1 pseudogene is annotated in these 350 nt (G+C 53.1%); it reads right to left on the bottom strand.

The features are described 5' to 3' along the window. A pseudogene (locus B3849_RS00590) lies at positions 1–350 on the bottom strand (acyl-CoA dehydrogenase family protein); the annotation flags it as partial.

Genomic DNA, 350 nt, shown 5'->3' with positions numbered 1-350 from the left:
AAAACGCCCATTTCTGCCAATTCATTGATGACTTCAATCGGGATCAGCTCGTCCTTCAGGTGCCATTCGTGGGCAAATGGTTCAACTTTTTCAACAGCGTAACGACGGAACTGTTCGCGGATCATCTCCAGCTCTTCGTCAAGGCCAGACCGCCCGACGGTGATGTTGGCGCTTTGCTCTTGCATGAGTTCGACAAGGCGCGTGCGTGCAGCCTGCGAATTGCCTCGTTGCTGCAGTGTCGTGATGCCAGCATTGGAAAACGCGTTCTGATCTTCGGTAGAGACGCCAAGATCATGCAAGCGCAGAATTTCCCCTTGGTTCATCTGAATGCCGCCGGAAATCTGGCACAG

It is taken from the genome of Sulfitobacter sp. UBA4523 (genome assembly GCF_002388305.1).
GTDB classification, from domain to species: domain Bacteria; phylum Pseudomonadota; class Alphaproteobacteria; order Rhodobacterales; family Rhodobacteraceae; genus Sulfitobacter; species Sulfitobacter pontiacus.
This window is presented reverse-complemented; position numbering and strand designations above follow the sequence as displayed.